1 protein-coding gene is annotated in these 217 nt (G+C 75.6%); it reads left to right on the top strand.

What is annotated here, in order from left to right; translation table 11 throughout:
* The coding region (locus BU52_RS32645) for a hypothetical protein (protein ID WP_037941497.1) at positions 1-217 on the top strand (217 nt) is incomplete at both ends.

Raw genomic sequence — 217 nt, 5'->3', positions numbered from 1 at the left:
GGGCCACCGCCGAGCAGGTCCTGGCCGAGTTCGAGACCGTGCGCGACCTCACCCGCCGGGCCGCCGACGCGCTCGACGAGGCGGCGGACCGCATCGCCTCGGTGGTGCGCCGGCTGCGCGGCGAGCAGCCCCGCGAGGCAGCCGCCTGGGTCACCGGCCTCACCGAACTGCGCCACGCCCAGGGTCATCTGCTGACGCTGAAGGACATGCGGTACGC

The sequence above is a fragment of the Streptomyces toyocaensis genome, from assembly GCF_000725125.1.
Lineage (GTDB): Bacteria > Actinomycetota > Actinomycetes > Streptomycetales > Streptomycetaceae > Streptomyces > Streptomyces toyocaensis.
Note: the sequence above shows the minus strand (reverse complement) of the source record. Positions and strands in the feature narration are given on the sequence as shown.